General features: G+C 50.1%; 21 protein-coding genes. 8 read left to right on the forward strand and 13 right to left on the reverse strand.

Annotated features, from left to right (window positions below; all coding sequences use genetic code 11):
• Window positions 1-103: 103 nt before the first annotated feature.
• Together LVQ76_RS10795 and LVQ76_RS10800 are read right to left on the reverse strand one after the other, a co-directional pair.
• Window positions 104-1,132, reverse strand: a complete 1,029-nt coding sequence (locus LVQ76_RS10795; RefSeq protein WP_232921606.1) for a Gfo/Idh/MocA family oxidoreductase — start codon at window positions 1,130-1,132, stop codon at window positions 104-106.
• 138 nt (window positions 1,133-1,270) lie between these two features.
• Window positions 1,271-3,460, reverse strand: coding sequence for a TonB-dependent siderophore receptor (locus LVQ76_RS10800; protein WP_370640074.1), 2,190 nt, complete (start codon window positions 3,458-3,460; stop codon window positions 1,271-1,273).
• Window positions 3,461-3,653: 193 nt separating this feature from the next.
• Here LVQ76_RS10800 and LVQ76_RS10805 point away from each other — a divergent pair, with 193 nt between their 5' ends.
• On the forward strand, window positions 3,654-4,547 hold the full coding sequence (locus LVQ76_RS10805; RefSeq protein ID WP_232903857.1) for a siderophore-interacting protein: 894 nt from the start codon (window positions 3,654-3,656) through the stop codon (window positions 4,545-4,547).
• A 29-nt stretch (window positions 4,548-4,576) separates the two neighbouring features.
• Here the strand turns inward: LVQ76_RS10805 and LVQ76_RS10810 are convergent, their stop codons facing one another.
• Window positions 4,577-5,209 carry a TetR/AcrR family transcriptional regulator gene (locus LVQ76_RS10810; RefSeq protein ID WP_232865523.1) on the reverse strand — a complete coding sequence of 211 codons (633 nt, stop codon included), beginning with the start codon at window positions 5,207-5,209 and terminating at the stop codon, window positions 4,577-4,579.
• Between the two features lie 248 nt (window positions 5,210-5,457).
• Here LVQ76_RS10810 and bhsA point away from each other — a divergent pair, with 248 nt between their 5' ends.
• The gene (gene bhsA, locus LVQ76_RS10815; protein WP_232865522.1) at window positions 5,458-5,715 is read left to right on the forward strand and encodes a multiple stress resistance protein BhsA; all 258 of its coding nucleotides are present in this window, start codon (window positions 5,458-5,460) and stop codon (window positions 5,713-5,715) included.
• A 154-nt stretch (window positions 5,716-5,869) separates the two neighbouring features.
• Here bhsA and ldtC read toward each other — a convergent pair whose 3' ends face one another.
• From ldtC to LVQ76_RS10830, 3 genes are all read right to left on the reverse strand, one after another.
• Complete coding sequence (ldtC, locus tag LVQ76_RS10820) at window positions 5,870-6,811, reverse strand: L,D-transpeptidase LdtC (RefSeq protein WP_232921608.1); 942 nt, start codon at window positions 6,809-6,811, stop codon at window positions 5,870-5,872.
• Between the two features lie 207 nt (window positions 6,812-7,018).
• Entirely contained in the window at window positions 7,019-10,465 is a 3,447-nt protein-coding gene (mfd, locus tag LVQ76_RS10825) for a transcription-repair coupling factor (RefSeq protein WP_232921722.1), read from the reverse strand.
• Window positions 10,466-10,600: 135 nt separating this feature from the next.
• Window positions 10,601-11,674, reverse strand: coding sequence for an acyltransferase family protein (locus LVQ76_RS10830; protein ID WP_232921609.1), 1,074 nt, complete (start codon window positions 11,672-11,674; stop codon window positions 10,601-10,603).
• Between the two features lie 300 nt (window positions 11,675-11,974).
• Between LVQ76_RS10830 and lolC the strand changes: the two genes are divergently transcribed.
• The 5 genes from lolC to cobB all read left to right on the forward strand — a co-directional run bounded on the left by lolC (window position 11,975) and on the right by cobB (window position 16,944).
• The gene (gene lolC / locus LVQ76_RS10835) at window positions 11,975-13,174 is read left to right on the forward strand and encodes a lipoprotein-releasing ABC transporter permease subunit LolC (protein ID WP_232921610.1); all 1,200 of its coding nucleotides are present in this window, start codon (window positions 11,975-11,977) and stop codon (window positions 13,172-13,174) included.
• The gene (gene lolD, locus LVQ76_RS10840; RefSeq protein ID WP_064517961.1) at window positions 13,167-13,871 is read left to right on the forward strand and encodes a lipoprotein-releasing ABC transporter ATP-binding protein LolD; all 705 of its coding nucleotides are present in this window, start codon (window positions 13,167-13,169) and stop codon (window positions 13,869-13,871) included. Before lolC ends, lolD begins: the two co-directional genes overlap by 8 nt.
• Complete coding sequence (lolE, locus tag LVQ76_RS10845; RefSeq protein ID WP_134183432.1) at window positions 13,871-15,115, forward strand: lipoprotein-releasing ABC transporter permease subunit LolE; 1,245 nt, start codon at window positions 13,871-13,873, stop codon at window positions 15,113-15,115. Before lolD ends, lolE begins: the two co-directional genes overlap by 1 nt.
• Window positions 15,116-15,207: 92 nt before the next feature.
• A complete protein-coding gene (nagK, locus tag LVQ76_RS10850; RefSeq protein WP_232865518.1) occupies window positions 15,208-16,119 on the forward strand; it encodes an N-acetylglucosamine kinase in 912 nt (303 codons plus the stop codon).
• Window positions 16,120-16,122: 3 nt separating this feature from the next.
• Entirely contained in the window at window positions 16,123-16,944 is an 822-nt protein-coding gene (cobB, locus tag LVQ76_RS10855) for a Sir2 family NAD+-dependent deacetylase (protein ID WP_232921611.1), read from the forward strand.
• Between the two features lie 45 nt (window positions 16,945-16,989).
• Here the strand turns inward: cobB and LVQ76_RS10860 are convergent, their stop codons facing one another.
• From LVQ76_RS10860 to potA, 5 genes are all read right to left on the reverse strand, one after another.
• Complete coding sequence (locus LVQ76_RS10860) at window positions 16,990-17,502, reverse strand: methyltransferase (RefSeq protein ID WP_232921612.1); 513 nt, start codon at window positions 17,500-17,502, stop codon at window positions 16,990-16,992.
• A gap of 151 nt (window positions 17,503-17,653) precedes the next feature.
• Window positions 17,654-18,700: a spermidine/putrescine ABC transporter substrate-binding protein PotD gene (gene potD / locus LVQ76_RS10865; RefSeq protein ID WP_232921613.1), complete on the reverse strand. Its 1,047-nt coding sequence runs from the start codon at window positions 18,698-18,700 to the stop codon at window positions 17,654-17,656.
• On the reverse strand, window positions 18,697-19,482 hold the full coding sequence (gene potC / locus LVQ76_RS10870) for a spermidine/putrescine ABC transporter permease PotC (RefSeq protein WP_232865515.1): 786 nt from the start codon (window positions 19,480-19,482) through the stop codon (window positions 18,697-18,699). Before potC ends, potD begins: the two co-directional genes overlap by 4 nt.
• The gene (gene potB, locus LVQ76_RS10875) at window positions 19,479-20,336 is read right to left on the reverse strand and encodes a spermidine/putrescine ABC transporter permease PotB (RefSeq protein ID WP_064517974.1); all 858 of its coding nucleotides are present in this window, start codon (window positions 20,334-20,336) and stop codon (window positions 19,479-19,481) included. The genes potC and potB overlap by 4 nt, the downstream gene beginning before the upstream one ends.
• The gene (potA, locus tag LVQ76_RS10880) at window positions 20,320-21,456 is read right to left on the reverse strand and encodes a spermidine/putrescine ABC transporter ATP-binding protein PotA (RefSeq protein ID WP_034457169.1); all 1,137 of its coding nucleotides are present in this window, start codon (window positions 21,454-21,456) and stop codon (window positions 20,320-20,322) included. The genes potB and potA overlap by 17 nt, the downstream gene beginning before the upstream one ends.
• 291 nt (window positions 21,457-21,747) lie before the next feature.
• Here potA and pepT point away from each other — a divergent pair, with 291 nt between their 5' ends.
• Complete coding sequence (gene pepT, locus LVQ76_RS10885) at window positions 21,748-22,974, forward strand: peptidase T (protein ID WP_232903852.1); 1,227 nt, start codon at window positions 21,748-21,750, stop codon at window positions 22,972-22,974.
• Between the two features lie 92 nt (window positions 22,975-23,066).
• On the opposite strand, the gene LVQ76_RS10890 is transcribed toward pepT, so the two are convergent.
• Window positions 23,067-24,188: a ribosomal protein uL16 3-hydroxylase gene (locus LVQ76_RS10890; RefSeq protein ID WP_232921614.1), complete on the reverse strand. Its 1,122-nt coding sequence runs from the start codon at window positions 24,186-24,188 to the stop codon at window positions 23,067-23,069.
• A gap of 71 nt (window positions 24,189-24,259) precedes the next feature.
• Window positions 24,260-25,720, reverse strand: coding sequence for a two-component system sensor histidine kinase PhoQ (gene phoQ, locus LVQ76_RS10895; RefSeq protein WP_232921615.1), 1,461 nt, complete (start codon window positions 25,718-25,720; stop codon window positions 24,260-24,262).
• Window position 25,721 lies beyond the last annotated feature (1 nt).

Here is a 25,721-nt window from a genome sequence, read left to right on the forward strand (position 1 = left end):
GGCATAGTATTGATTATGGAACGATCAGTCAAATATTTTCCACAAACAAATGGCCGGTCTCTGGCAACCCATAAAGTTGTTCTTTCGCTCCCTGAAAATCCCATCAATGTGTGCCGCGTAGCTGCTGTTGCAACTCCAGCAACGCAGTAACTTCTGCTATCCGGCGCTGAGTGTAGGCTGGTATTTCTTCAGGCGTGCGCAAGAACAGCCTTTGCTCGCCAAAGACGACATCATGCAAACAACGGTCGTAAAGCGGCCCTGCGAGGGTGTTACGCTCGGTTCCCTGTTCAGAAATCCGTTCAACTACCTCATTCAAACCTTGACGATCGATATTGATAATGTGCCCGTCATGAAGATGAATTCGCATCCCTTTTTGGCCGCCAGCAGGCCCGGCATATTTATTAAGATGGAGCGTAAAGGGAATGCCGCTCATCGTTCCGGTTAACAGCGCTTCACCTTCCGCGGTAGTGAAGTCACCCGCCGCAATTGCATTCCCCAGACGGTCGCGTGCGTAACTGAGCTCCACCGTGAGCTGGTCATTGCCACCTAACTGATGAACAGTTTCACGCATCATAGCGAGAGTATGTGTGCCGATATCCACAATGACACCGTCAGGATGACGCAACTGGCGGGTGTCCGCTTCACCCGTTGCAAAGTTCAGGGCAATAGGTTCACCCGCGGCATTAAAACCACTTGGCTCCAGTAGAAAACCTTCGATGCACTTTATTTCATTGATGTTGTGAATGTGATTACAGGCTTGAGTACGAACCATCCAGTGATCCAAAGCCAAAACACGCGCGGTATTTTTTGGTTTCGCGAGCAGCTTTTTAAGTGTCTCAAGTTGTGCCAGCGTGGCAGCAACCGGTTTTTCTACCACAATCGCGGGCACATCACTTTGCAAGACTCGCTCAAGCACGGGAAGGTGATGCAGAGAAGAAGTCGTGATTAGCACCACGTCGAGCGGCATTGCTAAAAGTGCATCCAGGGAATCACAACGGGTAATGCCGTCAATCTGACGCGCTGGGTCAGCGTCATAACCGTAACATTCGAGCAAGGGGGGAGAGATGCGGCGTAGCGCCGGAAGATATGCTGTTTCGATGACTGGACCTAAACCGATTAAACCTGCCAACATAAGATAATCCTACCAAATATAAGCTGTACCTATCATTAGAGTCCCTATGTTTTAAATGACTACTGGGTTTTGGTCGAGAAGGATTTTGTGTAGGAGAGTAAAAATAGGCTGGTTTTTAGCCAGCCTATTGTGGTCAATTTAGAATTGCAGGGAGTAATTCACACCGTAAGTGCGCCCACGTCCTTTATATTCGTACAGCGAAGGGCTGCCGTAAGTTGGGCTGTAAAGCAATGGTGCGCGCTGGCCCCACACGGTGGTGTAGTCTTTATCCAGCAGGTTTTCGATGCTGAAGCTGAGTTTGCCTAACGGTAGAGCGTAGCTGCCAATAAAGTCGACGGTGTTATAACCATTGATCTTATTGTCGCTGGCATCGGTTAAATCAAAGGTCTGCTGGCTTTGAACGCGCAGGCTCCATGGATCTGGCGCCCAGCCAACATACGCGGTGGCTTTTGAAGGGCTTGCGTAAATCACGTCCCATTTCTGCCATTTGCCATCCACTTTAGTTTCAGACTTAAGCACGTTGAAGTTAACGCCGGTGCTCCAGTTCGAGTCTGGAATAAAGTAATCCACAGCACCTTCAACACCGTAAATACGGCGCTTGTCATCTTCCACATTGATGGTCATATCTGCACGGTTGATGGAGATGGACTTGTCAGACAACGAGTAGTACGCCGCAATTTGGCTGCGCAGGTTATCGCCGGTATAACGCCAACCCAGCTCATAAGAATCGACCTTGATCCCCTGAAGTTTTGACTGCCCGACATTCACGCTATTTACCAGTTGATAATGGCCATTCACCAGTCGGTAAGTGCCATTACCGTAGTATTTGCCAGGGTCAGGAAGCTCCACACCTTGCGAGAAGTTAAACCACGCTTGCTGGCGGTCAGTAATATGCATTAACAGACCGGCATTGAATAACGCATTGTCATAATCCGTGCTGCCGCCAGGGATTGCGTCTGCAGACTGAGCGATGCCGTTTGCAATACCTTGTTGCTGAGTAAAGCCAACAAAGTCATCGACTTTGTTCTCAGTCCACTGATAGCGCACGCCGCCGCTCAGGGTAAACAGTTCGTTGATGTCATAACTGCTTTGCAGGAACGGAGCGAGGTTAGTGATGGTGTAACCCGGATAACGACCGGTGGTGTAAATGCTCTGGTTATTCAGGCCACCAGAAGCATTGGCTTTTGCGAGATCAAAGAACATCTGGTTCGAGGTAAAGCTCTCGTGATCGGCATCGACGCCATAGGTAATCTGCCAGCCATCCAGCGGTTGGCTGGTCAGAGCCAGTTTCGCACCGTACTGATCGGTATCCTGCTGGGAGGCCGAGAAACTGGTTACGGCTCCACGCGTTAGCGTCGGGAAAGGATAGAAGGTCAGAGACTCATCACGATAGTAAATCTGCCCAACCACTTCCTGGCCGAGGAAGTCGCTGTTGGAGTATTGCAGGCTAATCAGATGGCGTTCGGTACCAGGAATGCGGTCAGAATTAAGATTGTCACTGACAAACGCTTTGCCATTACCGGTCACTGCGGAAAAGTTTTCACCCAGATTCAGCCCGTAATCATCGTCTCCCTGGCTCTTATAATATTGTGTCACCACCTGCAGTTGCTGGGTTTCATCAATGTTTATCGTGCCGGTACCCATCACATCCAGGCGGTCGGAATACTGTAAACCGGTTTGCGTGTTATCAAGCAAGGTCTGGTCGCCGTTACCATCAAACCAGCCACCAAATTTCTGATAAGCCACAGATAAACGGCCAGAGGCATTATCGTTACCGCCAGAAATGGCGCTGGCGACACGTTCATCATGATCTTTGCTGCTGTTAAAACCAGACTTAATCCCAGTTTCAAATTCGACCTGAGTGTCAGGCTGGCCCTTTTTCGTCACGATATTAATCAGACCGCCAGTACTACCACCGCCATACAGCGAAGTTGCACCAGAGATAACTTCGATGTGTTCGATGTTAAAAGGGTCGATAGAGTCGAGTTGGCGGCTATCGGTACGGGAAGAGTTCAGACGAACGCCATCCACTAAAACCACGATAGAACGGCCACGCATGTTCATACCGTAATTGGTACGGCTTTGGCTGCTGACATCCAGACCGGGAATTAACTGTGCAAGTGCGTCTTTCAGCTCCTTGCCTCCCTGAATCTGTTGCTCAAGCTCGGTACCTTCAATAACCCAGGTGGTCTGCGCCATTTCAGCTACCGTACGGTGCATACGGTTCGCAGAAACCAGAATATTTTCTTCGGAAGTTTGCTGCGCGAAAGCCGGGGCCATCATCGCCAGAAGCAACGGGTTAAGCACCCAGCGTGCGTTGTTATGCATCATCATCATTCCTTGGATGGGGAAATATTAACATTTGAAAATGTTTTGAAATAAGAACGAGCTGAATTCTGCCGATAACAGTTCTCATTATCAATCTCAATTGATAGTATTTCTCAAATTAATCTTATGAATAATCATATGATTTCTGTGGGTTATTTATTTGTTGATGGCAAGCCCAGGCAAAGGAGTTGAAATGGCAGAGGTACAAAGCTACAGATTGTTTAATGTGCAGCTATTGCATAAATCACACGTTTCACCTTCGCTGTTGAGTCTGGTATTCGGCGGTCCGGATGTGGCAAACATGAAATGTGATTCACCCGACCAGCGAATCAAAATGTTGTTCCCGTCTGAAGATGGCTCAATTCCGAGCTTGCCAGAACATGGGCAGTGGTATTCGTTGCTGCAAGAATTACCCAAAGAAAAGCGGCCGATTGTGCGCACTTATACCTTGCGCCACGTTGACCGCGAGCGTCAGCAAGTGACGGTTGAATTCGTCAGTCACGGCACGGAAGGGCCTGCCTCCGCATGGGCGATTAGCTCGCAACCCGGTGAAAAAATACAAATTGTCGCACCGAATGCCGATTACCCGGCAGACAGCGGCGGTTATGAATGGACGCCACCTGCGGGTTTGCGCCAGGGGTTAATTATTGCTGATGAAACTGCAATGCCTGCGGCGCGAGGCATACTTGAACTTCTGTCGAAACAGCAAGATCCGCCAGAAATTCAGGCGTTTTTTGAAGTCCCGGAGCAGGGGGATTGCGTGGATTTAAGTGAATTTGGTTTTGCGAAAATTCATTGGTTGCCGCGAAAGGCTGTCAACGCAAGGCATGGGGAGTGCTTACTCAAGGCGGTGAGTGAATGTGCCAAACTCCCTACAGCTGCGGGGATTACAGAAACAGTTAATGAAGAAGCTGAAGGTGAACTGTTGTGGGATAAAGCCACAACGGCCAGTAACGCTTTTTACGGCTGGGTTGCGGCGGAATCATCGGTTGTGAAAATGCTGCGCCGTTACTTAATTGGAGAATGCGGTGTGAGCCATGACGCTATCAACTTTATGGCCTACTGGAGCAAAGGGCGAGAGCGTTAATACAAAAAGGGCGGCAAAGCCGCCCATGGTTAGATTTTCTTTAGTTCCGGCAACAATCGTAGTGTGGTTTTCACGATCTGCATCAGCTCTTCATAGCTGGCATTTTCGATTGCACTGATCGACATCCCCTGAATGATACAACAGAGATATTTCGCCAGATTGCGTACGCTTGTGGTTGCCGGAATTTCACCTTTTTGCTGTCGCTGCTCAAGGAAGTGAACCAGAGTTGCTTCCTGCATCGACTGACGCATTTTTATCATCGCGGAGATATCTTCCGAAGAGACGGCCAGCACCGCAGAGGTACATATCATAAAGCAGCCTGATGGTGTCTCTTTGTCAGTAAACATCTCTGCCAGCAAAGAGAGATAATCTTCCAGGGTCTGTTCCAGAGTACGATCTTCGCAATAAAGGCAAGTCTCACGCTGCTGCGTTACTCGTGCGATATAGCGATCTAATACTGCCTTGAACATACCTTCTTTGTTGGTGAACTCTGCATAAAGCGTTGGCGCTTTTGCACCTGTTGCTTCAACTAAATGTGCCATAGAGGTGGCTTCGTAGCCGTGTTTCCAGAACAAAGCCATGGCCTTGTCAAGTGCAGCTTCCCTATCAAACACCTTCGGTCGGCCACGGCTTTTTTTAATGCAACTAGTGTCAGTGGACATGGGAACCGTTTAACCTTTGTCTGTTTAGTGAACGATCATTATAAAAATAATATCATGTAGGAGCCAGAGGCTTTAGGTATAAAAATAAATTAATTCTATCTTTATGAAAAATAGTGTTTTTATAAAATAATTAACGATCATTATAAAAATTATTTGACCGTGATTCAGATCACGTTTAATATTTACTTATCGAACGTTAAGTAAATAGATTTAACGGTCTTCCAAATAATCTGCTCAAGGTAAATAACATGAAAAACGTAAAAACTCTGATCGTTGCTGCTGTTCTTAGCTCCCTGTCTTTTGCAAGTTTTGCGGCTGTTGAAGTTCAGGCGACGCCAACCGGTCAACAGAAAGTCGGCACAATCACCGCAACTGCGGGGACAAACCTGGGTTCGCTGGAAGATCAACTGGCTGAGAAAGCCGATCAAATGGGTGCCAGCTCATTCCGTATTACTTCAGTTACCGGCCCGAACACTTTGCACGGTACTGCGGTAATTTATAAATAAGCATTCCCTTCATACTTCAAGTTGCAGCGGTGTTGGTAGCGCTGACAAACCCTTGAGTAAGCTCATCGGGTAGCGCCACTTTATAACGCCAATTCAATAAAAAAGGCCCTGTTGAAAAACAGGGCCTTTGTTCTATTCCGAACGACCGTGATAATCAGATTTCGTTCGTCGCTACAGTATGCGCGTTGACTTCAATTGGCATGCCCGAGCGGTGTTGCATCGCCTGTTCCATAACTGTCGCATCAGTTTCAGGTGCGGCCTGGAACTGTTTCATTTGTTCAGTCAGCGTAATCGGCAGCACTTGAGGATCATCATTAATATTTTTCGACAGTGGCTGATGTACCTCAACTAAACGTCTGCCATCTGGCTCGATGGACGTTTTAATCGCGGTATTAATAATGCGAACGGGCGTTCCGACAGGCATATCTTTATACAGCGCTTTAATATCGTCATCACGCAGACGAATACAGCCCGAGCTGACACGCATACCAATGCCGAAATCTGCGTTAGTTCCGTGCAGCAGATAAACACCACCAAAGGCTGCGAGACGAATCGCATGGTGACCCATTGGGTTCTCCGGCCCGGCAGGAACAACAGCTGGAAGCTTGATGCCATTTGCCAGGTAACGAGCGCGAATATTTGCAGTTGGAGTCCAGGTTGGATTGGCTCGTTTATCTGAAACACTGGTCACCATCGTTGGCGTTACCGTATCACCGCCAAGTTGGCCGATACCAATCGGATAAACCGTCACGCTGTTCTTTCCTTTGGGATAATAGTAAACGCGTAGCTCGGCAAGATTGAGAACCAGCCCTTCACGTGGCGCATCCGGCAATATCATTTGGCTCGGAATGGTCAAAACACTGCCCGCACGGGGAACATAGGGATCCACACCAGGGTTGGCCTGTAATAAAGCAAGGAAGCCAACATTGTATTTTTTTGCGATAGCCTCAAGTGAACCACCGTCATCTTTTACCTCATGGAAAAAGTTCTGACCGATAAGACGGCTGCCTTGTGCTGGCAGAGGATAAGAGTTGGCATTCGCGTTAAAAGCGGTGAATGCTGCGCTAAGCAGCATAATCGACGCCAGCCAACGCATGGCGCGTGCCTTGCGAGATGATAAAACGCTCAAAGAGGTAATCACGATAAACCCTATAAATATTATGGTTAATGTTATAAAAAAGTTAATCGATGATTATGGCAGGGGGGGATGTCGGGAAATCCTGGCGGATTGAAAGGATGTGTAAATGTTACGATTAAATGGGGGATGGCGGGTAAGCGCAAGCGCTACCCGCCATCATGAGAACTACGCTACAGCGTTCTGCGCCAACTGATGCATAAAGTTACGTACCCAGTCCATACGCGCTTTACGATCTGCGAGGTCTTCAATAAATTTGAGTCGGGTTGGCCCATCCAGACGGTAATGTTGCGGCTGTTTTTGCAGCAAACCAATCAACCAAACCGGGTCAACGTGGTTTTTCTCAGCAAACTCAATCACACCACCTTTATCATGGCCTTCAATCTTACGTACGCCGAGTTTTTGTGCCTGCTGGCGCAATGCCGCAATATCCAGCAGATTACGAGCGGCATCCGGCAACAGGCCAAAACGGTCAATCAATTCCACTTTTAATTCATCAAGCTCATGCGCCGTTTTGGCACTGGCAATGCGCTTATAGAACGACAGACGGGTGTTGACGTCCGGGATGAAATCATCCGGCAACAACGCGGGCATACGCAGTTCAACTTCGGTTTGGCTACTGGTCAAATCCTCAAGTGACGGCTCGCGACCCTCTTTAAGCGCATCGACGGCGTTTTCCAGCATCTCCATGTACAGCGAGAACCCGATTGATTCCATCGAACCACTCTGGCCTTCGCCAAGTAATTCACCCGCACCGCGAATTTCAAGATCGTGAGTCGCCAGCGCAAAGCCCGCACCCAGGTCTTCTAGCGATGCGATAGCTTCCAGGCGTTTCTGCGCATCGGTGGTCATTGCTTTCGGATGTGGTGTCAGAAGCCATGCATAAGCCTGGTGATGCGAACGCCCGACGCGGCCACGCAACTGGTGTAACTGTGCGAGACCGAAATGGTCTGCACGTTCAATAATGATGGTATTGGCGGTCGGAATATCGATACCCGTTTCGATGATCGTGGTACACACCAGCACGTTAAACCGCTGGTGGTGGAAGTCGTTCATCACTCGTTCTAGCTCGCGCTCACGCATTTGGCCGTGGCCGATAGTAATACGTGCTTCCGGTACAAGCTCGGCGAGGCGATCTGCTGCTTTCTGGATGTTTTCTACATCGTTATAGAGATAGTAGACCTGGCCACCACGCAGCACTTCACGCAAGATTGCTTCGCGAACCACCAGACTGTCGTACTCGCGAACGAAGGTTTTAACTGCCAGTCGGCGTGCCGGAGGCGTTGCGATAATCGACAAATCGCGCATTCCGCTCATTGCCATATTCAGCGTACGTGGAATTGGTGTGGCAGTTAGCGTCAGGATATCGACATCGGCACGCATGGCTTTGATGCGCTCTTTATGACGCACACCAAAGCGGTGTTCTTCGTCGACAATCAGCAGGCCGAGATCTTTCATCTTCACGTCATTCTGCAATAGCTTATGCGTACCGATCAGAATATCGACTTTCCCTTCTCGTGCTTCTTCGAGGATTTGCGCCTGCTCTTTAGCCGTACGGAAACGTGACAGCATTTCAATGCGCACTGGCCAGTTGGCGAAGCGGTCACGGAAGTTGTCGAGATGCTGCTGGGCAAGCAGGGTGGTTGGCACCAGCACCGCAACTTGCTTATGGTTTTCAACCGCAAGGAATGCGGCGCGCATGGCGACTTCGGTTTTACCAAAGCCCACGTCACCACATACCAGCCGGTCCATCGCCAGCGGGCGGCACATATCGCTTAATACCGCATTGATGGCTTGTGCCTGATCGGGTGTGGTTTCAAATGGGAAGGCGTCGCAGAACAACTGATACTGCTCGCGGTCATGCTTAAAGGCAAAGCCCTCTTTGGCAGCGCGTTGCGCGTAAATATCCAGCAGTTCAGCAGCAACATCGCGCACTTTTTCTGCCGCTTTCTGGCGCGCACGGGACCATGCATCGCTGCCGAGTTTATGCAGTGGCGCGTTTTCTTCGGCACCGCCTGCATAGCGGCTAATCAAATGTAGCGACGAAACCGGCACGTACAGTTTTGCATCGCCATGATAGGTCAGCATCAAATATTCAGCTGTTATGCCACCCGCTTCAAGGGTAGTTAAACCCGCATATCGGCCAACGCCATGTTCAAGATGCACAACCGGTTGCCCGGTACGCAGCTCTGCGAGGTTACGAATCAACGTATCCGGGTTAATGGTGCGACGGCTGTCCTGACGTCGACGACTAACGCGCTCACCCAGCAGATCGCTTTCACAAATCAACGTGCGGTTGCGCAGCGTGTCGATAAAACCATGCTCACTGGAGCCAAGCATTAAGTAGCGGCCTTTATCCGTCACTTCATCGAGGCGGTAAATACGTTTTGGTGCCACTTTAATGCGAGCTAACAGCTCGCCCAATGCTTCGCGGCGGCCTTCGCTTTCTACGGAAAACACTACCGGCCCGGCGAAAGACTCAAGGAATTTACGCAGGTTATCGAGCGGCGCTTTTTGCTGCGCCTGAACAGAAAGATCCGGCAGGGCGCGATAACCCAGATTGGTAAACGCAGCTTTATCGGCCAGAGAGTCGGTTTTTAGCTGGATTCGCGGCCAGGCTTTTATCTCGCTGAAGAGTTCATCAACGCGCAGCCACAGACTTTCCGGTGGCAGCAGTGGACGCATTGGGTCAACACCACGGTTTTCGTAGCGGGCGAACGTATCCTGCCAGAAGCGCTCGGCACTGCTTTCAATATCGCCGGTGTTTATCAGCAAGGTATTTTTCGGGAAATAGCTGAACAGCGGCGGTAGTGGCTCGCTAAAGAACAGCGGCTGCCAGTATTCAATCCCTGCCGGGAGCATGCCTTTACTGACTTGCTGGTAAATATGCTCAGGCTCGCGCTTCACGTCAAACTTGTCGCGCCATTGGCTACGGAACAGCTCAATAGCCGTTTTATCGGTCGGGAATTCGTGAGCAGGGAGTAAGTTGATGGCATCAACTTCCTGGAGTGTGCGCTGTGTATCGACATCAAACACACGCAGGCTGTCGATTTCATCATCGAAAAAGTCGATGCGATAAGGCTGCTCACTGCCCATCGGGTACAAATCTAGCAATGCACCACGGGTAGCAAATTCGCCGTGTTCCATGACTTGATCAACGCTGCGGTAACCTGCCTGTTCTAATTGGCTACGTAGGTTATCACGCGATAAACGTTGACCTTTTTTCATCACTAGCGCGTGGCCATGCAAATAACTATGCGGGCAAACGCGTTGCATCAAGGTGTTGACTGGCAATATCAGCACGCCGCGCTGCATGGTTGGCAATTGATACAGCGTGGATAAACGCGAAGAGATGATTTCCTGATGCGGTGAAAAACTGTCGTACGGCAGCGTTTCCCAGTCGGCAAGATTCACCACCAGGCTATCCGTAAACTGGCTAATTTCGTCATGCAGGCGTAGAGCATTCTGCATATCAGGGGCAATCAGCACCACCGGCCCACTATGGCGCTCGACGATCTCGGCAACTTCGGTTGCACAAGCTGAACCGGTGAGTTCTCCAAGCTGGCGCTGATCGCCAGCTTTAACAGGTAAGGAATAGCGATAATTTTCAGACATGGTGGACGTCAGCATCTCTCAGGTTGCGCCGTGTTTACCCTTCATCTATCAAGCTGCAGGGTATTGATAAGCACTCGAAAACAATGTTGTTTATTATCCGCGATCGTTTTGTATTAGCAACCCAATCGAGACCGCTTAACGTATGCCAGCCGCGTACGCCATTTTAGCCGGAGGAGTAAAAAGCATATCGCCCCATAGCGCGCGTGATAATTTCCTGAATCCCAAACCTATTAGAGTGCAGGTTGCCAGGCTGACAAACGGATACACCAGTAAAACGACGATCAGCAGGTTATCGGAGATTCTGTCTGCATTAATTTGCCCGATCATAAACAAACTCAACGCTTCGATGATGATACGGTGGGTGGTGTAAATGGCGATGGTGTTTGAACCAACAATATTCAGAAATGCATCGGAACGGCTCTCGCGCCAACTATCCAGAATATAAAACAGCTTCATGATGACAAAAATAGACACCACGGAAATCACTACAGGGACATTCACCAGATACAGCGCCACGCAGAGCAGAGCGACTGCCGTACACAGCAACGGATGTCGGCGGAAATGGGTCGTTTTCATCCACTTCATCAATTGTGGGCCGAACCATGCGCCCAAACCGTAATAACACATATTGCGCACCACGCTGTTCATGCCCCACCACGGTAACGGCATAAAGCTGATTGCCACGTTTACTCCAAGCAGCATGATGATGACCGGAACTTTATAGCGACGCAGACTTTTGAATATCGCGAAATAGATTATCAGCGCATAGAGATACCAAAGGCTGGTGCTGGCTTTTGCCATGCTGGTGGCAAATTGCAACAGGGTTTCCGAGTACGCGGCATTAGACGTGGGGTTGCGTACCAGGTCGGGGGCAAGCCACTGGTTGATAAGCGAAATCCCCAACCATTGCAAAACTCCCCATAGAACCAGGACATAGAAAATATTCCAGATGCGCTTATCCACGCAGTCACGCCATTTCACCGACTCGATATAGCGAGTGATCAAAAAGCCAGAAATAAAGAAGAACACTGGCATACGAAAAGGTGCCAGATAGAGATTCAGGTAGATCCAGCTTTTCGCAATGTATTCAGGCAGACCAGCTTCGAGTTGCGTCAAATGCGGGTAAAAGGTGATCACTGAGTGATAGATAACGACAAGGCAGATACACAGCCCTTTGATATGGTTGATCCACAGTTGTTTATTTTTCATGCGCGGGCTTAATCTTCTGTTGGCCTGTATTTGCTTTCAGGGTGGAAGATCGTCGGGCATTTTTTTACCTGATTTGTCTGTTTTTGTAAGAATCAGGCGCAATTCAGAAATTCCGCATGATTAATTAATAATCGAATTGATGCGGCTTTACAGCGAAAACAAGATGTTATGAGTTTGATTTAATTGGTATTTCACATGTTCTGAAATATCAAAAAAACGTTACGTTTCATTTACTTGATGCGGTATCGCTTATATACTTCTTGCCAACTTTGCATCCGCAACTGCCACAAGACGGAATACATGTATCAACCTGTCGCGTTATTTATAGGCCTGCGCTACATGCGTGGGCGAGCAGCTGACCGCTTCGGTCGCTTCGTCTCCTGGCTGTCGACTATTGGCATTACGCTTGGCGTAATGGCGCTGGTCACGGTGCTTTCCGTGATGAACGGCTTTGAACGTGAGCTGCAAAACAACATTCTTGGCTTGATGCCACAAGCTGTAATCACCTCAACCAGTGGTTCTATTAACCCTGAAACACTTCCTGCGAAAGACCTAAAACTCGAAGGTGTTACGCGAATCGCACCGATTACTACGGGTGACGTAGTACTGCAGAGTGCGCGCAGCGTTGCTGTGGGCGTCATGCTAGGGGTTAATCCGGAAGAAAAAGATCCGCTTTCGCCGTTCCTGGTCAACGTGAAACAAACAGACCTGGTCGCTGGGCAGTACAACATTATTCTCGGCGAACAGCTTGCCGGGCAATTGGGTATTAAGCGTGGCGATAGCATCCGCGTGATGGTGCCTTCCGCCAGTCAGTTTACGCCTATGGGACGTTTACCAAGTCAGCGTTTGTTTAATGTGATTGGTACCTTCGCGGCTAATAGTGAAGTCGACGGTTATCAAATGCTGGTGAACCAGCAAGATGCATCACGCCTGATGCGTTACCCGCTAGGCAATATTACCGGCTGGCGCTTGTGGCTGGCTGAACCACTCAAGGTGGATGTCCTGAGCCAGCAAACCTTGCCTCAAGGGACCGAGTGGAAAGACTGGCGCGAGCGTAAAGGTGAGCTGTTCCAGGCTGTGCGCATGGAAAAAAATATGATGGGGCTGCTGTTGAGTCTGATTGTGGCCGTTGCCGCATTTAACATCATCACGTCGCTCGGTTTGCTGGTGATGGAGAAACAAGGCGAAGTTGCCATTCTCCAGACTCAGGGACTTACGCGTCGCCAAATTATGGCAGTGTTTATGGTGCAGGGGGCGAGTGCGGGTGTTATCGGTGCTTTGCTGGGTGCGTTACTTGGCGCGCTACTTGCCAGCCAGTTGAACAACTTGATGCCGATTATTGGCGCGTTGCTCGATGGTGCTGCGCTGCCGGTCACTATCGACCCTGTACAAGTTATTGTGATTGCGATTATTGCTATGGCTGTCGCTTTGTTATCCACGCTTTATCCATCGTGGCGTGCCGCCGCGACACTTCCCGCTGAGGCTTTACGTTATGAGTAATTCTGTCCTGTTGCAGTGTGACAAGCTGTGCAAACGCTATCAGGAAGGCAAAGTGCAAACGGACGTGTTGCATGATGTCAGCTTCAGCATCAATACCGGTGAGTTGATGGCGATTGTCGGCAGCTCTGGTTCTGGTAAAAGTACTTTGCTTCACCTGTTGGGCGGCCTGGATACGCCAACGTCAGGCGATGTCATTTTTAATGGCAAAGCAATGAGTTCAATGTCCTCTTCCGCAAAAGCGGAACTGCGCAATCGGGAACTGGGGTTTATTTATCAGTTCCACCATTTGCTGCCTGATTTTACCGCGATGGAAAACGTCGCCATGCCACTGCTCATCGGCAAAAAGAATACCGATGAAACAAAGCAACGTGCTCTGGATATGCTAAAAGCGGTAGGGCTTGATCACCGCAGTAATCACCGTCCGTCAGAGTTGTCAGGTGGCGAGCGCCAGCGTGTGGCGATTGCTCGTGCGCTGGTAAATAACCCGCGCCTGGTATTGGCTGATGAACCGACTGGTAACCTCGATGCACGAAATGCAGATAGCATTTTCGAACTGCTGGGCGAGCTGAATGTGCGTCAGGGAACCGCGTTCTTAGTGGTTACTCACGACCTCAAACTGGCGAAGCGCATGTCTCGTCAGTTAGAAATGCAAGATGGCCGGCTGACTCATGAGCTGACTTTGATGGGAGCCGATTAATGGCTTCGCCACTGTCACTGCTGATTGGTTTACGTTTTAGCCGCGGGCGTCGTCGCAGCGGCATGGTGTCTCTCATCTCCATTATCTCCACGTTAGGTATCGCATTAGGTGTAGCGGTACTGATTGTGGGTCTGAGTGCGATGAACGGTTTTGAGCGCGAGCTGAATAATCGCGTGCTTGCCGTTGTGCCACATGGTGAAATCGAGCCGGTTAATCAGCCATTCCACGATTGGAAAGGTGTGTTGCAACGTGTCGAGAAGGTTAAAGGCATCGTTGCAGCTGCGCCATACATCAACTTCACTGGCCTGGTGGAAAGCGGTGCGAACCTGCGAGCCATCGTGGTAAAAGGCGTCGATCCGGAGCAGGAAACTCACCTGAGCGCGTTGCCAGAATATGTGCAGAACAATGGCTGGAAGGATTTTAAAGCGGGTCAGCAGCAAATCATTATTGGTAAAGGTGTTGCCGATGCGCTGAAGGTGAAGCAGGGCGACTGGGTCTCCATCATGATTCCGAACAGTGATGGTGGTACCAAACTTCTGCAACCGAAACGTGTTCGCCTGCATGTCACTGGAATCCTGGCTCTCAGTGGTCAGCTTGACCACAGCCTGGCAATGGTGCCAATGGCTGATGCGCAGAGCTATCTTGATATGGGCGATAGCGTCACCGGTATCGCTATCAAGGTCAATGACGTCTTCAATGCCAATAAGCTTGTGCGTGATGCGGGCGAAGTGACTAATGCTTACGTTTATATCAAAAGCTGGATTGGCACCTACGGCTATATGTATCGCGATATTCAAATGATTCGCGCCATCATGTATCTGGCGATGGTGCTGGTTATCGGCGTTGCCTGTTTTAACATCGTTTCCACGCTTGTCATGGCGGTTAAAGACAAGAGTAGCGACATTGCTGTATTGCGTACCCTTGGGGCAAAAGATGGTCTGATTCGCGCCATTTTCGTCTGGTACGGTCTGCTGGCGGGGTTGCTGGGTAGTGTAAGTGGTGTGATTGTTGGGGTGCTGGCCTCCTGGCAATTGACCAATATTATCCACGTGATTGAAAAATTAATCGGTCACCAGTTCTTGTCCGGCGATATCTACTTCATTGATTTCTTGCCATCTGAACTGCATTGGCTGGATGTATTTTATGTCCTGATCACAGCATTGCTACTGAGTTTACTTGCCAGTTGGTATCCGGCGCGTCGAGCCAGTAATATCGATCCGGCGCGAGTATTAAGCGGACAATAAATTCTTCACCAAAAATATATACCCCGAATAATTCAAGTTGCAGGTAGGCGGCACTCCTGCAGCTTGAAGTTTGACGGGTATAGGGAGAAACGATGTATTACGGATTTGATATTGGTGGCAGCAAGATGGCTCTTGGGGTCTACGACAGTGAGCGTCGTCTGCAATGGGAAAAACGTGTTCCCACCCCGCATGACAGTTATGAGAACTTTTTAGCGGCTATCGCTTCCATGGTACAGGAAGCCGATAGCCGTTTTGGTATTAAAGGCTCGGTGGGTATTGGTATCCCCGGAATGCCCGTCACAGATGATGGCACGTTATACGCAGCGAATGTCCCGGCAGCCAGCGGGAAACCGGTACAGGCAGATCTGAGCGCGATGCTCGGGCGTGATGTACGCATGGACAACGATGCGAACTGTTTTGCGCTCTCTGAGGCCTGGGACGATGAGTTTCGTGATTACCCGGTGGTTATGGGCCTGATTCTCGGTACGGGTGTTGGTGGTGGCATCATTGTCAACGGTAAATCCATTACCGGGCGCAACTATATTACCGGCGAATTTGGTCATACCCGCCTGCCAGTTGATGCACTTAACGTGCTGGGCCGTGATATTCCCCTCACGCGCTGCGGTTGCGGGCAACATGGCTGTATTGAAAACTATCTTTCTGGCCGTGGATTTGCGTGGGTTTATCAGCACTTCTACTCTGAACCACTGGACTCTAAAGAAATTGTTGCCCGCTACCGCGCAGGTGATGAAAAGGCTGTAGCCCATGTCGATCGCTTCGTTGAGCTGCTGGCCTGCTGCCTTGGCAGCTTGTTAACGGCCATTGATGCGCATCTGGTCGTGATCGGCGGCGGGTTGTCTAACTTTACTGAGATGTACCAGCAACTGCCTGAGCGTCTGCCTAAGTATCTTCTGCCTGTGGCAAAAGTACCGCGTATTGAACCTGCGCGTCATGGTGATGCCGGTGGCATGCGTGGTGCGGCATTCCTCCATCTCACGGAGTAAATTATGCTATCGCGTCGTCAACATCGGCTAAGCCGGTTTCGCAAAACTAAGCGCCTGCTCCGTCAGCGTTTACGTCAGCGTGCTTTTTTCAGAGATATACCTGGACCCGAAGCGATGGAAAAACCCAGAGTTGTGGTTCTGACCGGAGCGGGAATTTCCGCTGAGTCAGGCATTCAAACGTTCCGCGCCACTGATGGTTTGTGGGAAGAGCATAGGGTTGAAGATGTTGCGACGCCTGAAGGCTTCGCACGCGATCCTGAATTGGTACAGGCGTTTTATAACGCTCGCCGCCAGCAACTTCAGCAGTCGGAAATTAAACCGAATGCTGCCCATCTGGCACTGGCCCGTCTGGAAGAAGAGCTGGGTGATCACTTCCTGTTGGTGACGCAGAATATTGATAACCTCCATGAACGAGCCGGCAATAAAAACATTATCCATATGCATGGTGAACTGCTGAAAGTTCGCTGTGCGCGCAGTGGGCAAGTGCTGGAGTGGAAAGGGGATATTACCCGCGAAGACCGCTGCCATTGCTGCCAGCTTTCTGCACCGCTTCGCCCACATGTGGTGTGGTTTGGCGAAATGCCACTGGGTATGGATGAGATTTATCAGGCTATTGCTACGGCTGATTACTTTATTGCTATCGGTACGTCGGGCCATGTGTACCCAGCTGCCGGGTTCGTACACGAAGCCCGTTTGCAAGGCGCGCATACGGTTGAGCTGAATCTTGAACCGAGCCAGGTTGGCAGTGAGTTCGAGGAAAAATTCTACGGCTTAGCCAGTGAAGTGGTGCCGGAGTATGTCGACCGCTTGTTGAAAGGTCTATAACAAATAGCGGGTAGCCGATGCTGCCCGCCTATTAATATCAACAAATTACGCTTTCGCCGTGACAAATAACTTCTCTTCCCGCAAAGCCACGACAATCAAAAATAGCGAAATATACGCGCAACAAAGTAATGCCAATGCGCTGATATACCACGGCAATCGGGTCACATACACTGCGCTGCAAGAGAGGATCACCATAATGATTCCCGCGTACATGGGGTGAGCTATCCACGAAAAGATCCCGCTGTGTATTCGCTGCGCATGAGGAAGGTAATACCCCGCCCAGGTATGATGTGTCCCTAAATCGATTTTCCCTTTCACCACCAGAACGGTTCCTGCAATTGCTATCAGCAAACAAACCCAATCCAGCGGCGTAACGTATTCCACAAGGAAAAGGCTCCAGGCGAAGGCGATTATTGGCAGTAAATAAGTCAGCCGTAAGAGTTGTATCGCTCTGAGATCAATCAGTGGTTTAGCCTCGGGCTTCTCTTTCCTCGCGAGAATAAACGCGGTGAAAATACCAAGGTTGAGCAGTTGGGCGAGTATAAAGAATGTATTCATCACGATTTTCACTCAGTCTGCAACGAGCGGGTGTAGTGAGATAACGGCAACAGTCAGGCGCTCATTCAAGCGTAGAAAGAGAGGGAACTGATGCCATAAGGCGAAAGGATGAATTAAAAAGGCGGGACGATTGCCCCGCCTGGTATAAAAATTAACGGCCTGCTTTCAGCTTCTGATAGTAATTCTCATAAATCGTGCTGGCATCGCCGACATCGTTCTGCCACTCACCATTTTTCAGCACCGCTTCATCCGGGTAGAGCGTCTTATCACCGGACACTTCTTTCGGCAGCAGTTTGCGTGCTTCAAGATTTGGCGTTGGGTAGCCTATGGTTTCAGCCACCTGTTTTGCCACGTCCGGGCGCAGCAGGAAGTTAATCAGTTTCAGCGCACCATCGACGTTTTTAGCATTTGCCGGGATAGAAAGGTTATCCATCCAGAAAATCCCGCCTTCTTTTGGCCAGACAATTTCCAGCGGAGTCCCCGCCTGACGGGCAACGTAAGCGGAGCCATTCCACACCATCCCAAGATTCACTTCGCCTTCCATAAACGGGTTGGCTGGGTTATCCGAGTTAAATGCCGCGACGTTTGGCATCAGTTTTTGCAGCTCGTGGTACGCCGCTTCAATCTCTTTTGGATTGGTGGTATTGCCGGAGTAGCCGAGCTTGCGCAGAGCGACCTGGAACACTTCGCGTGCATCATCAGTCAGCAACAGGCTTTGCTTATATTCCGGTTTCCATAAATCGGCCCAACGGGTGATGGTTTTCGGGTCTATGGCGTCGCTATTAACACCAATCGCCGTAGCACCCCAGATATAAGGAATGGAATAGTCATTATTCGGGTCGAAGGGCTTGTTGAGCATTTCCGGATCGAGATTCTTGAAGTTGCTCAGTTTGCTTTTATCGATCTTCTGGATCATGCCTTCATTGCGCATTTTCGCGACAAAGTAGGTCGATGGCACCACTAAATCGTAGGCACCTTCTTTATAGGTTTTCAACTTGGCGTACATGGTTTCATTCGACTCGTAGGTCGAATAAATCACCTTAATACCGGTTTCTTTAGTGAACTGCTCAAGCAGTCCTGGCGGCACATACTCGGTCCAGTTATAGAAGTAGAGCGTCTTGCTATCGTCGGCATGTGCAGCGCCCATACCCAGTACCAGAGCGCCCGCAGCGAGCAGGTGGCGTGGCCATTTAGTCATTTTAACGTCCCCTGAGTTTTATCACGAAGAATAAGCTGACTGGCAACAACCAGGACCAGCGAGAGTACTAACAGAATGGTCGCAAGTGCGTTCACCTCGGGTGAAACACCGACCTTCACCATTGAGTAAATCTTCAACGGTAAAATTTCATAACTTGGCCCGGTAACAAACGATGAAACCACTACATCGTCCATCGAGAGCGTAAAACTGAGCAACCAGCCTGCGGCAACGGCAGGCATTGCCAGCGGTAAGAGGATCTTGCGCAGAATTGTCAGTTCGCTGGCACCTAAATCTTTCGCCGCTTCTAACATCCGTACATCAAACCCTTTGAGGCGGGAATAGACGGTCACCACCACAAACGGCAGGCAGAAGGTGATGTGTGAGAACAGCAGCGACCAGAATCCGAGCGAAACGCCCAGCAGCATAAACAGCACCAACAGTGAAATCGCCATCACAATATCGGGCGACATCATCACCACAAACAACATACCGCTGACGAAAGGCTTGCCGCGAAAACGGTAGCGGTATAACGCCACGGCCGTTAACGAGCCAATTAACGTCGCCGCGGTGGCAGAAAACACCGCCATAGTCAGCGAGTGTTGAGCAGCTTGCAGCAGACTATCGTTGTTCATCAGCAGGCTATACCACTTGCCGGTAAAGCCTTGCCAGTTAATACCGAAACGCGAACTGTTAAATGAGTTGACGATCAAAATGATAATCGGGATGTACAGATACGCGTAGATGGCGGTCATAAAGCCGCCACGGAGCAGGCGACCCATCATTCTAATTCCACCTTTTTATTCAGCAATCTGGCGGCACGCCAGTAAATAAGCAGCATCAGACCCATCACCAGTGTCAGTGTAATGCTGGTGGCCGCCCCAAACGGCCAGTCACGAATATTCAGGAACTGGCTCTTAATGACGTTGCCAATCAGCAGGTTTTTCGCGCCACCCATCAGGTCTGACACGTAAAAAAGCCCCATTGCAGGCAGCATAACCAGCAAACAACCGGCAATAATTCCCGGCATGGTGAGCGGGATAATAATCCGGATAAAGGTCTGTAGTTTGCTCGCACCCAAATCACGCGCCGCTTCCAGTAGCGGTTTGTCGAGCTTCTCGATGCTCGAATAGAGTGGCATCACCATAAACGGTAGCAGGATATAAACCAGGCCGAGGATGACCGCGCTTTCGGTGTACATGATTCGAATCGGGGTATCAATCACGCCGAGCCACAGCAGGAACGCATTCATGTAACCTTTGGTGCTGAGGAAAATCTTCAGCCCATAAATGCGAATCAGTGAGTTAGTCCAGAAGGGAACAATCAGCAAAAACAACAGCAGCGGGCGCACGCGTTCTGGCAGGCGAGCAAGGAACCAGGCAAACGGATAGCCCAGCACCAGGCAGGCGAGGGTGGCTATCACCGCCATATTTAGCGAGTGAAGTAGCACTTGTGCATACAGTGGGTCGGCAAGCCGGGTGTAGTTATCCAGCGTGAAAACCATGCTGACGAAATTAGCATCATCACGCGTCAGGAAACTTGTCCCAATGATCATCAGGTTGGGCAAGAACACAAACAACAGCAACCAACCGACGATGGTGGCGATCACCAGATTCTGGAACTTACGTGAGCTCTTCATCTGCCAGCACTACCTCCCAGCTTTCAACCCAATTCACAGCCATCTTTTGATCAAGTGTATGGTCAAAATCAGGGTCATCTTCATTGAAGAATTCGCTGACCATCACCATTTTGCCGTTTTCCAACTCAACGTTAGATTCCAGCGTCATACCTTTATAGTTTCGTTCACGCACATAGCCAATTAAACCATCGGCAACGTGGGTATCGTTGATCTCTTCAACACGCAGATCTTCTGGGCGCAGCAGCACTTTCAGCCGTTGGCCTGCGGTGACTGGCATCGTTACGTAAATATGGCATTCGCGGCCTTCAACGTTCGCCAGCACGCGCTGCTCGTCAACCCGCTCAATGACGATGGCATCGAAGATATTGATTTCACCAATGAAACTCGCCACAAACAGGTTTTTCGGCTCTTCGTAAATTTCACGCGGCGTGCCGTCTTGCTCAATGTGACCATCACGCATCACCACAATCCTGTCGGACATGGTCAATGCTTCTTCCTGGTCGTGAGTGACGAAGACAAAGGTGATTCCGAGTTTACGTTGCAGCGCCTTTAATTCGTTCTGCATCTGCTTGCGCAATTTGTAATCGAGTGCGGAAAGTGACTCATCAAGCAGCAACAGACGGGGTTTGTTGACTACCGCACGCGCAATCGCCACGCGCTGTTGCTGGCCGCCAGAAAGCTGATGCGGTAAACGCTGCGCAAATTCCTCAAGCTGCACCATTTTCAACGCGTCATTCACGCGCGGAGGTATCTCGGCAGCGGGTGTTTTTTGCATTCTTAGACCGAATGCCACGTTTTCAAAAACGGTCATGTGAGGGAAAAGAGCGTAGCTCTGGAAGACGGTGTTGACGTGGCGATGCTCAGCCGGAACCCGTGTAATGTCCAGGTCCTCAAGAGAGATAGTCCCGGAGTCAACGCTTTCCAGTCCGGCAATTAAGCGCAGCACAGTAGTTTTGCCACAGCCGGAAGGGCCAAGGAGTGTCAGGAATTCACCATCATTAATGGTGAGAGATAAATCAGAAATAACGGTTTTACCATCAAAGCTCTTTCTTACTCCCACCAGTTCTACCAGCGGAGAGAGCGAACATTGCTGTTTATTCAATTTTTTACGCTGTCCCATATAAGACGCATCAAATTGCGGGCTGATGCGGGGTTTGTGATTAACCACCTTGCGGTTTCTGCACGTTTAAGTAAGGGCAGGCATTCTACGGCAAAGCATTGAAATCGCCAATCCTTGATGCTTTCCTGGGGATTGATTATGAAGATGTTTAAAGCAGCAAACACCAAATCCTCTCGCATTGCATTACATTCGTGACTATTTTCAACACTACCAGGCTAAAAGTGACCTAACGCAATATTTGCATCTGTGGCTTACTGATAATGAAGTCACAAAAATTGAGGGTAGCGCGACATGGATAAATTACTTGAACGTTTCTTACATTATGTCTCTTTGGATACGCAGTCCAAATCCGGCGTAAAACAAGTTCCCAGCACTGAAGGTCAGTGGAAGTTGTTGCGGTTGCTAAAAGAACAAATGGAAGATATGGGTTTAGTGAATGTGACTATTGCTGAGCATGGCACAGTCATGGGAACACTTCCGTCTACCGTCGATAAAAAAGTCCCGGCTATTGGTTTTATCTCTCATGTAGATACCGCACCTGACTTTTCGGGCAAAAACGTTAATCCGCAGATTGTCGAAAACTATCGTGGTGGTGATATCGCGCTAGGCATTGGCGATGAAGTGCTATCACCGGTGATGTTCCCGGTTTTACACCAGTTACTTGGGCAAACGCTGATTACCACCGATGGCAAGACGCTGCTTGGTGCCGATGACAAAGCCGGTATTGCTGAGATCATGACCGCGCTGGCGGTACTCCAGGAGAAAAAAATCCCGCATGGTGATATTCGTGTGGCGTTCACGCCGGATGAAGAGGTTGGCAAAGGTGCTAAGCACTTTGACGTTGACGCATTTGATGCACGCTGGGCCTATACCGTTGATGGCGGTGGTGTCGGTGAACTGGAGTGCGAGAACTTCAATGCGGCGTCTGTAACCATTAAAATTGTCGGCAACAATGTTCACCCCGGTTCTGCAAAAGGAGTGATGGTCAACGCACTTTCGATTGCCGCGCGCATTCACGCAGAAGTCCCGGCCGATGAAAGCCCTGAATGCACCGATGGCTATGAAGGTTTCTACCATCTGCACGGCATTAAAGGCTCGGTTGATAAAGCGGAAATGCACTACATCATCCGTGATTTTGACCGTGAACAGTTTGAAGCGCGTAAACGCAAGATGATGGATATCGCAAAGAAGGTGGGCAAAGGCCTGCACCCGGATTGCTATATCGAGCTAGTGATCGACGACAGCTATTACAACATGCGCGAGAAAGTGGCCGAGCACCCTTATATTATCGAAGTGGCGCAGCAGGCGATGCGTGACTGCGACATCGAACCGATCATGAAACCGATTCGCGGTGGCACCGATGGCGCACAACTGTCGTTTAAAGGTTTGCCTTGTCCTAACCTGTTCACCGGCGGCTATAACTATCACGGCAAACACGAGTTTGTGACGCTGGAGGGGATGGAAAAAGCGGTGGCTGTGATTGTGAGGATAGCGGAGCTGGTGGCTAAGCGGGGGTAAACATAAGTCGGATGTCGCTTGCGCTAATCCGACCTACGGAAGACTGATGTAGGGTGGATTAACGCAAGTGACATCCACCCATACGTTTCTATTTAATCTTCGAAATACCAGTACCCGCTATTCACCAGCGCTGCCAGCATGGCAAGGAACGACGGGTCTTCTAACGCATCACCAAACATTTCTGCTTTCAGTGTAATATTGCTCGCTAATGCTTCAAGCGCCGGGCGATGCGGGCTGTCAATTTTCTCGCCGTTGACGTAAATCTCATCGGCAATACGCAGCACGCGTAATCCACCGAGGCGAGTAATGGCATCACCTTGTTTCAGTGCGTCATAAATCTCGTCAGGCTGATAGGGTGGCTCTGGTGGCGCAACGTCAAGTTCGTGGCGTGACTGGGAAACAAACTCGCCGAACCAGGTTTTAAAATGCTCTGGCTGGTTAATCAGTTCCAGCATCATTTCGCGTAACTTGTCCATTTCCTGCGGCAGCACATCGGCAGGGTGCTGGCGTGCAGGCACGTCAGGGTCGGTATAACGCTGGCTGCCCAGTTCGCGTTGCAACACATAATCGGCAAAACCACTAATCAGCTCGCGGCCACTTGGCGCACGGAAACCTACCGAGTAGTTCATCGAGTTTTCCAGCGAGTAACCTTCGTGCGGGAAACCAGGCGGAATATAGATAATATCGCCCGGCTCCAGCTCTTCGTCGATGATGGCGTCGAACGGCTCAACTTGCAGCAAATCAGGGTGCGGGCAGTGTTGTTTCAGGGCGACTTTCTCCCCGACACGCCAGCGGCGGCGGCCAACGCCCTGAATGATAAATACGTCGTACTGGTCATAATGCGGGCCAACGCCGCCGCCTGGAACCGAGAAAGAGATCATCAGATCGTCAATTCGCCAGTCTGGCAGGGCACGGAATGGGCGCATCAGGCGGGCACTTTGTTCATGCCAGTGGTTAACCGCCTGAACCAGTAAAGACCAGTTGTTTTCGCCCAGGTGATCGTAGCTCTGGAACGGACCGTGACTGACTTGCCATCTGCCGTCGTTATGGCTGACCAGGCGGCTGTCCACCTCGTTTTCCATGGCAAGGCCTGCCAGTTCATCAGGGGAGATAGGGTCGATGAAATTTTTGAAGCCACGTTTTAGAACCACCGGGCGTTTTTGCCAGTAGTTCGCGATGAAATCGGGCCAATTTAGGTCGAGTTGATAGTCCATATTATTATCCGGCAGGTGAAGGAGCCTGCCGAGGATTATAACGGATGGTGCCCGCCGTTACGGGAGTATTTTCAATCTTCTTCTCGGTCTGGACGCTGGCGCGCAAAAATCACTTCCATACGTGCACCACCCAGTTCACTGGTCGAGGTTTGAATCTCGCCGTCGTATTGCTCCACGATTTCACGAGCGACGGATAATCCGACACCTTGCCCAGGTCGCAAGGTGTCTGCGCGTTGCCCACGGTCAAACACCATGCTGCGTTTGCTTTCCGGGATTCCTGGGCCGTCGTCGTCAACGATTAAATGCAGCGTGTCATCGAGCTGGCGGCCTGATATCTCAACAAATTCGAGGCAGTATTTGCAGGCGTTATCCAGCACGTTACCCATCACTTCCATAAAGTCATTTTTCTCGCCCACAAAAGTGATTTCAGGGGAGATATCCAGCGTGATATTCACGCCTTTGCGTTGATAAACCTTGTTAAGCGCGGAACACAGGCTGTCGAGTAGCGGGGCGACCGGATGAAGCTCACGGCTGATAAGCGCACTGTCGCCACGCATGCTGGCGCGATGCAGGTAATAGCCAATTTGCTGCGAGATACGGCTGATTTGTTCCAGCATCAACGGTTCTGCTTCTTCAATATTTAGCTTCTTCGTGCGCATCGATCGCAAGGTGCTCTGTAAAACCGCCAGCGGTGTTTTCAGACTGTGCGTTAAGTCGGTAAGTGTGGTGCGGTATTTATCGTAACGGTCGCGTTCAGTGCGCAGCAGGCGATTAAGATTACGCACCAGGCTGGTTAGCTCGCGTGTGGTTTCTGGGTTCAGGCTGTCTCGGTCATGTTTTTCGAGCTCACGCACTTCTTTTGCCAACTCTTCGATAGGGCGCAAGCTCCAGCGGGCGGCTAACCAAAGCAACGGGATAACCAACAACAGGTTGGCGAGGAAAACACAGGTAAACAAACTCCAGACCGTATACGAGCGTTTTAACTCGATTGGAATGGTGTCGACCACCACAATGGTTAAAGCGGGCATTTTACCCATTGCCGGGTATTTGTTGACCGCTACGGAGTGGCTGACTTCATCGCTATAGTCGCCATCATAAAAATCTTTTAGCTGGTTCTGGAGATTTTGGTCGTTGCCTAACAAGTCATGGCTGGTATCAAAATTGGCTTCCAGGTCGTGAAAACCGTCGGTGACGAGCCACTCTTTTTTAATTTGCTGCACTACATGCGGCAAATCACGCTGAGCCCACATCAGCTTGCCTTTATCATCGTAGATAAGGGCCATAGTCGGAGTTTTCAGATTCAGGTTTTCAGGAATCACGACATTTATCTTGCCGTTCTCGTAGGTCGCGAGGGTATAAAACAGGTTGCTCTCGCCGCGCAGCAAACGAAAAGTTGTTTTATCAAAACTGATGTTATAACCCACCAGTGCCACAACGCCGTAGGCCAGTGACAGCACCAAAACGACGGCGGCGGTTGCGAGTAAAAAGCGAACTCGTAACGATAACGGTAAAAAATGTCGGATGAATTTCATG

This window comes from Buttiauxella cochleicola, from assembly GCF_021283185.1.
GTDB classification, from domain to species: Bacteria; Pseudomonadota; Gammaproteobacteria; order Enterobacterales; family Enterobacteriaceae; genus Buttiauxella; species Buttiauxella massiliensis.

Coding starts and splice junctions, on each gene's coding strand:
- LVQ76_RS10795 (WP_232921606.1), bottom strand. CDS start 1,132: ATGTTGGCAGGTTTAATCGGTTTAGGTCCAGTCATCGAAACAGCATAT.
- LVQ76_RS10800 (WP_370640074.1), bottom strand. CDS start 3,460: ATGCATAACAACGCACGCTGGGTGCTTAACCCGTTGCTTCTGGCGATG.
- LVQ76_RS10805 (WP_232903857.1), top strand. CDS start 3,654: ATGGCAGAGGTACAAAGCTACAGATTGTTTAATGTGCAGCTATTGCAT.
- LVQ76_RS10810 (WP_232865523.1), bottom strand. CDS start 5,209: ATGTCCACTGACACTAGTTGCATTAAAAAAAGCCGTGGCCGACCGAAG.
- bhsA (WP_232865522.1), top strand. CDS start 5,458: ATGAAAAACGTAAAAACTCTGATCGTTGCTGCTGTTCTTAGCTCCCTG.
- ldtC (WP_232921608.1), bottom strand. CDS start 6,811: ATGCGTTGGCTGGCGTCGATTATGCTGCTTAGCGCAGCATTCACCGCT.
- mfd (WP_232921722.1), bottom strand. CDS start 10,465: ATGTCTGAAAATTATCGCTATTCCTTACCTGTTAAAGCTGGCGATCAG.
- LVQ76_RS10830 (WP_232921609.1), bottom strand. CDS start 11,674: ATGAAAAATAAACAACTGTGGATCAACCATATCAAAGGGCTGTGTATC.
- lolC (WP_232921610.1), top strand. CDS start 11,975: ATGTATCAACCTGTCGCGTTATTTATAGGCCTGCGCTACATGCGTGGG.
- lolD (WP_064517961.1), top strand. CDS start 13,167: ATGAGTAATTCTGTCCTGTTGCAGTGTGACAAGCTGTGCAAACGCTAT.
- lolE (WP_134183432.1), top strand. CDS start 13,871: ATGGCTTCGCCACTGTCACTGCTGATTGGTTTACGTTTTAGCCGCGGG.
- nagK (WP_232865518.1), top strand. CDS start 15,208: ATGTATTACGGATTTGATATTGGTGGCAGCAAGATGGCTCTTGGGGTC.
- cobB (WP_232921611.1), top strand. CDS start 16,123: ATGCTATCGCGTCGTCAACATCGGCTAAGCCGGTTTCGCAAAACTAAG.
- LVQ76_RS10860 (WP_232921612.1), bottom strand. CDS start 17,502: ATGAATACATTCTTTATACTCGCCCAACTGCTCAACCTTGGTATTTTC.
- potD (WP_232921613.1), bottom strand. CDS start 18,700: ATGACTAAATGGCCACGCCACCTGCTCGCTGCGGGCGCTCTGGTACTG.
- potC (WP_232865515.1), bottom strand. CDS start 19,482: ATGATGGGTCGCCTGCTCCGTGGCGGCTTTATGACCGCCATCTACGCG.
- potB (WP_064517974.1), bottom strand. CDS start 20,336: ATGAAGAGCTCACGTAAGTTCCAGAATCTGGTGATCGCCACCATCGTC.
- potA (WP_034457169.1), bottom strand. CDS start 21,456: ATGGGACAGCGTAAAAAATTGAATAAACAGCAATGTTCGCTCTCTCCG.
- pepT (WP_232903852.1), top strand. CDS start 21,748: ATGGATAAATTACTTGAACGTTTCTTACATTATGTCTCTTTGGATACG.
- LVQ76_RS10890 (WP_232921614.1), bottom strand. CDS start 24,188: ATGGACTATCAACTCGACCTAAATTGGCCCGATTTCATCGCGAACTAC.
- phoQ (WP_232921615.1), bottom strand. CDS start 25,720: ATGAAATTCATCCGACATTTTTTACCGTTATCGTTACGAGTTCGCTTT.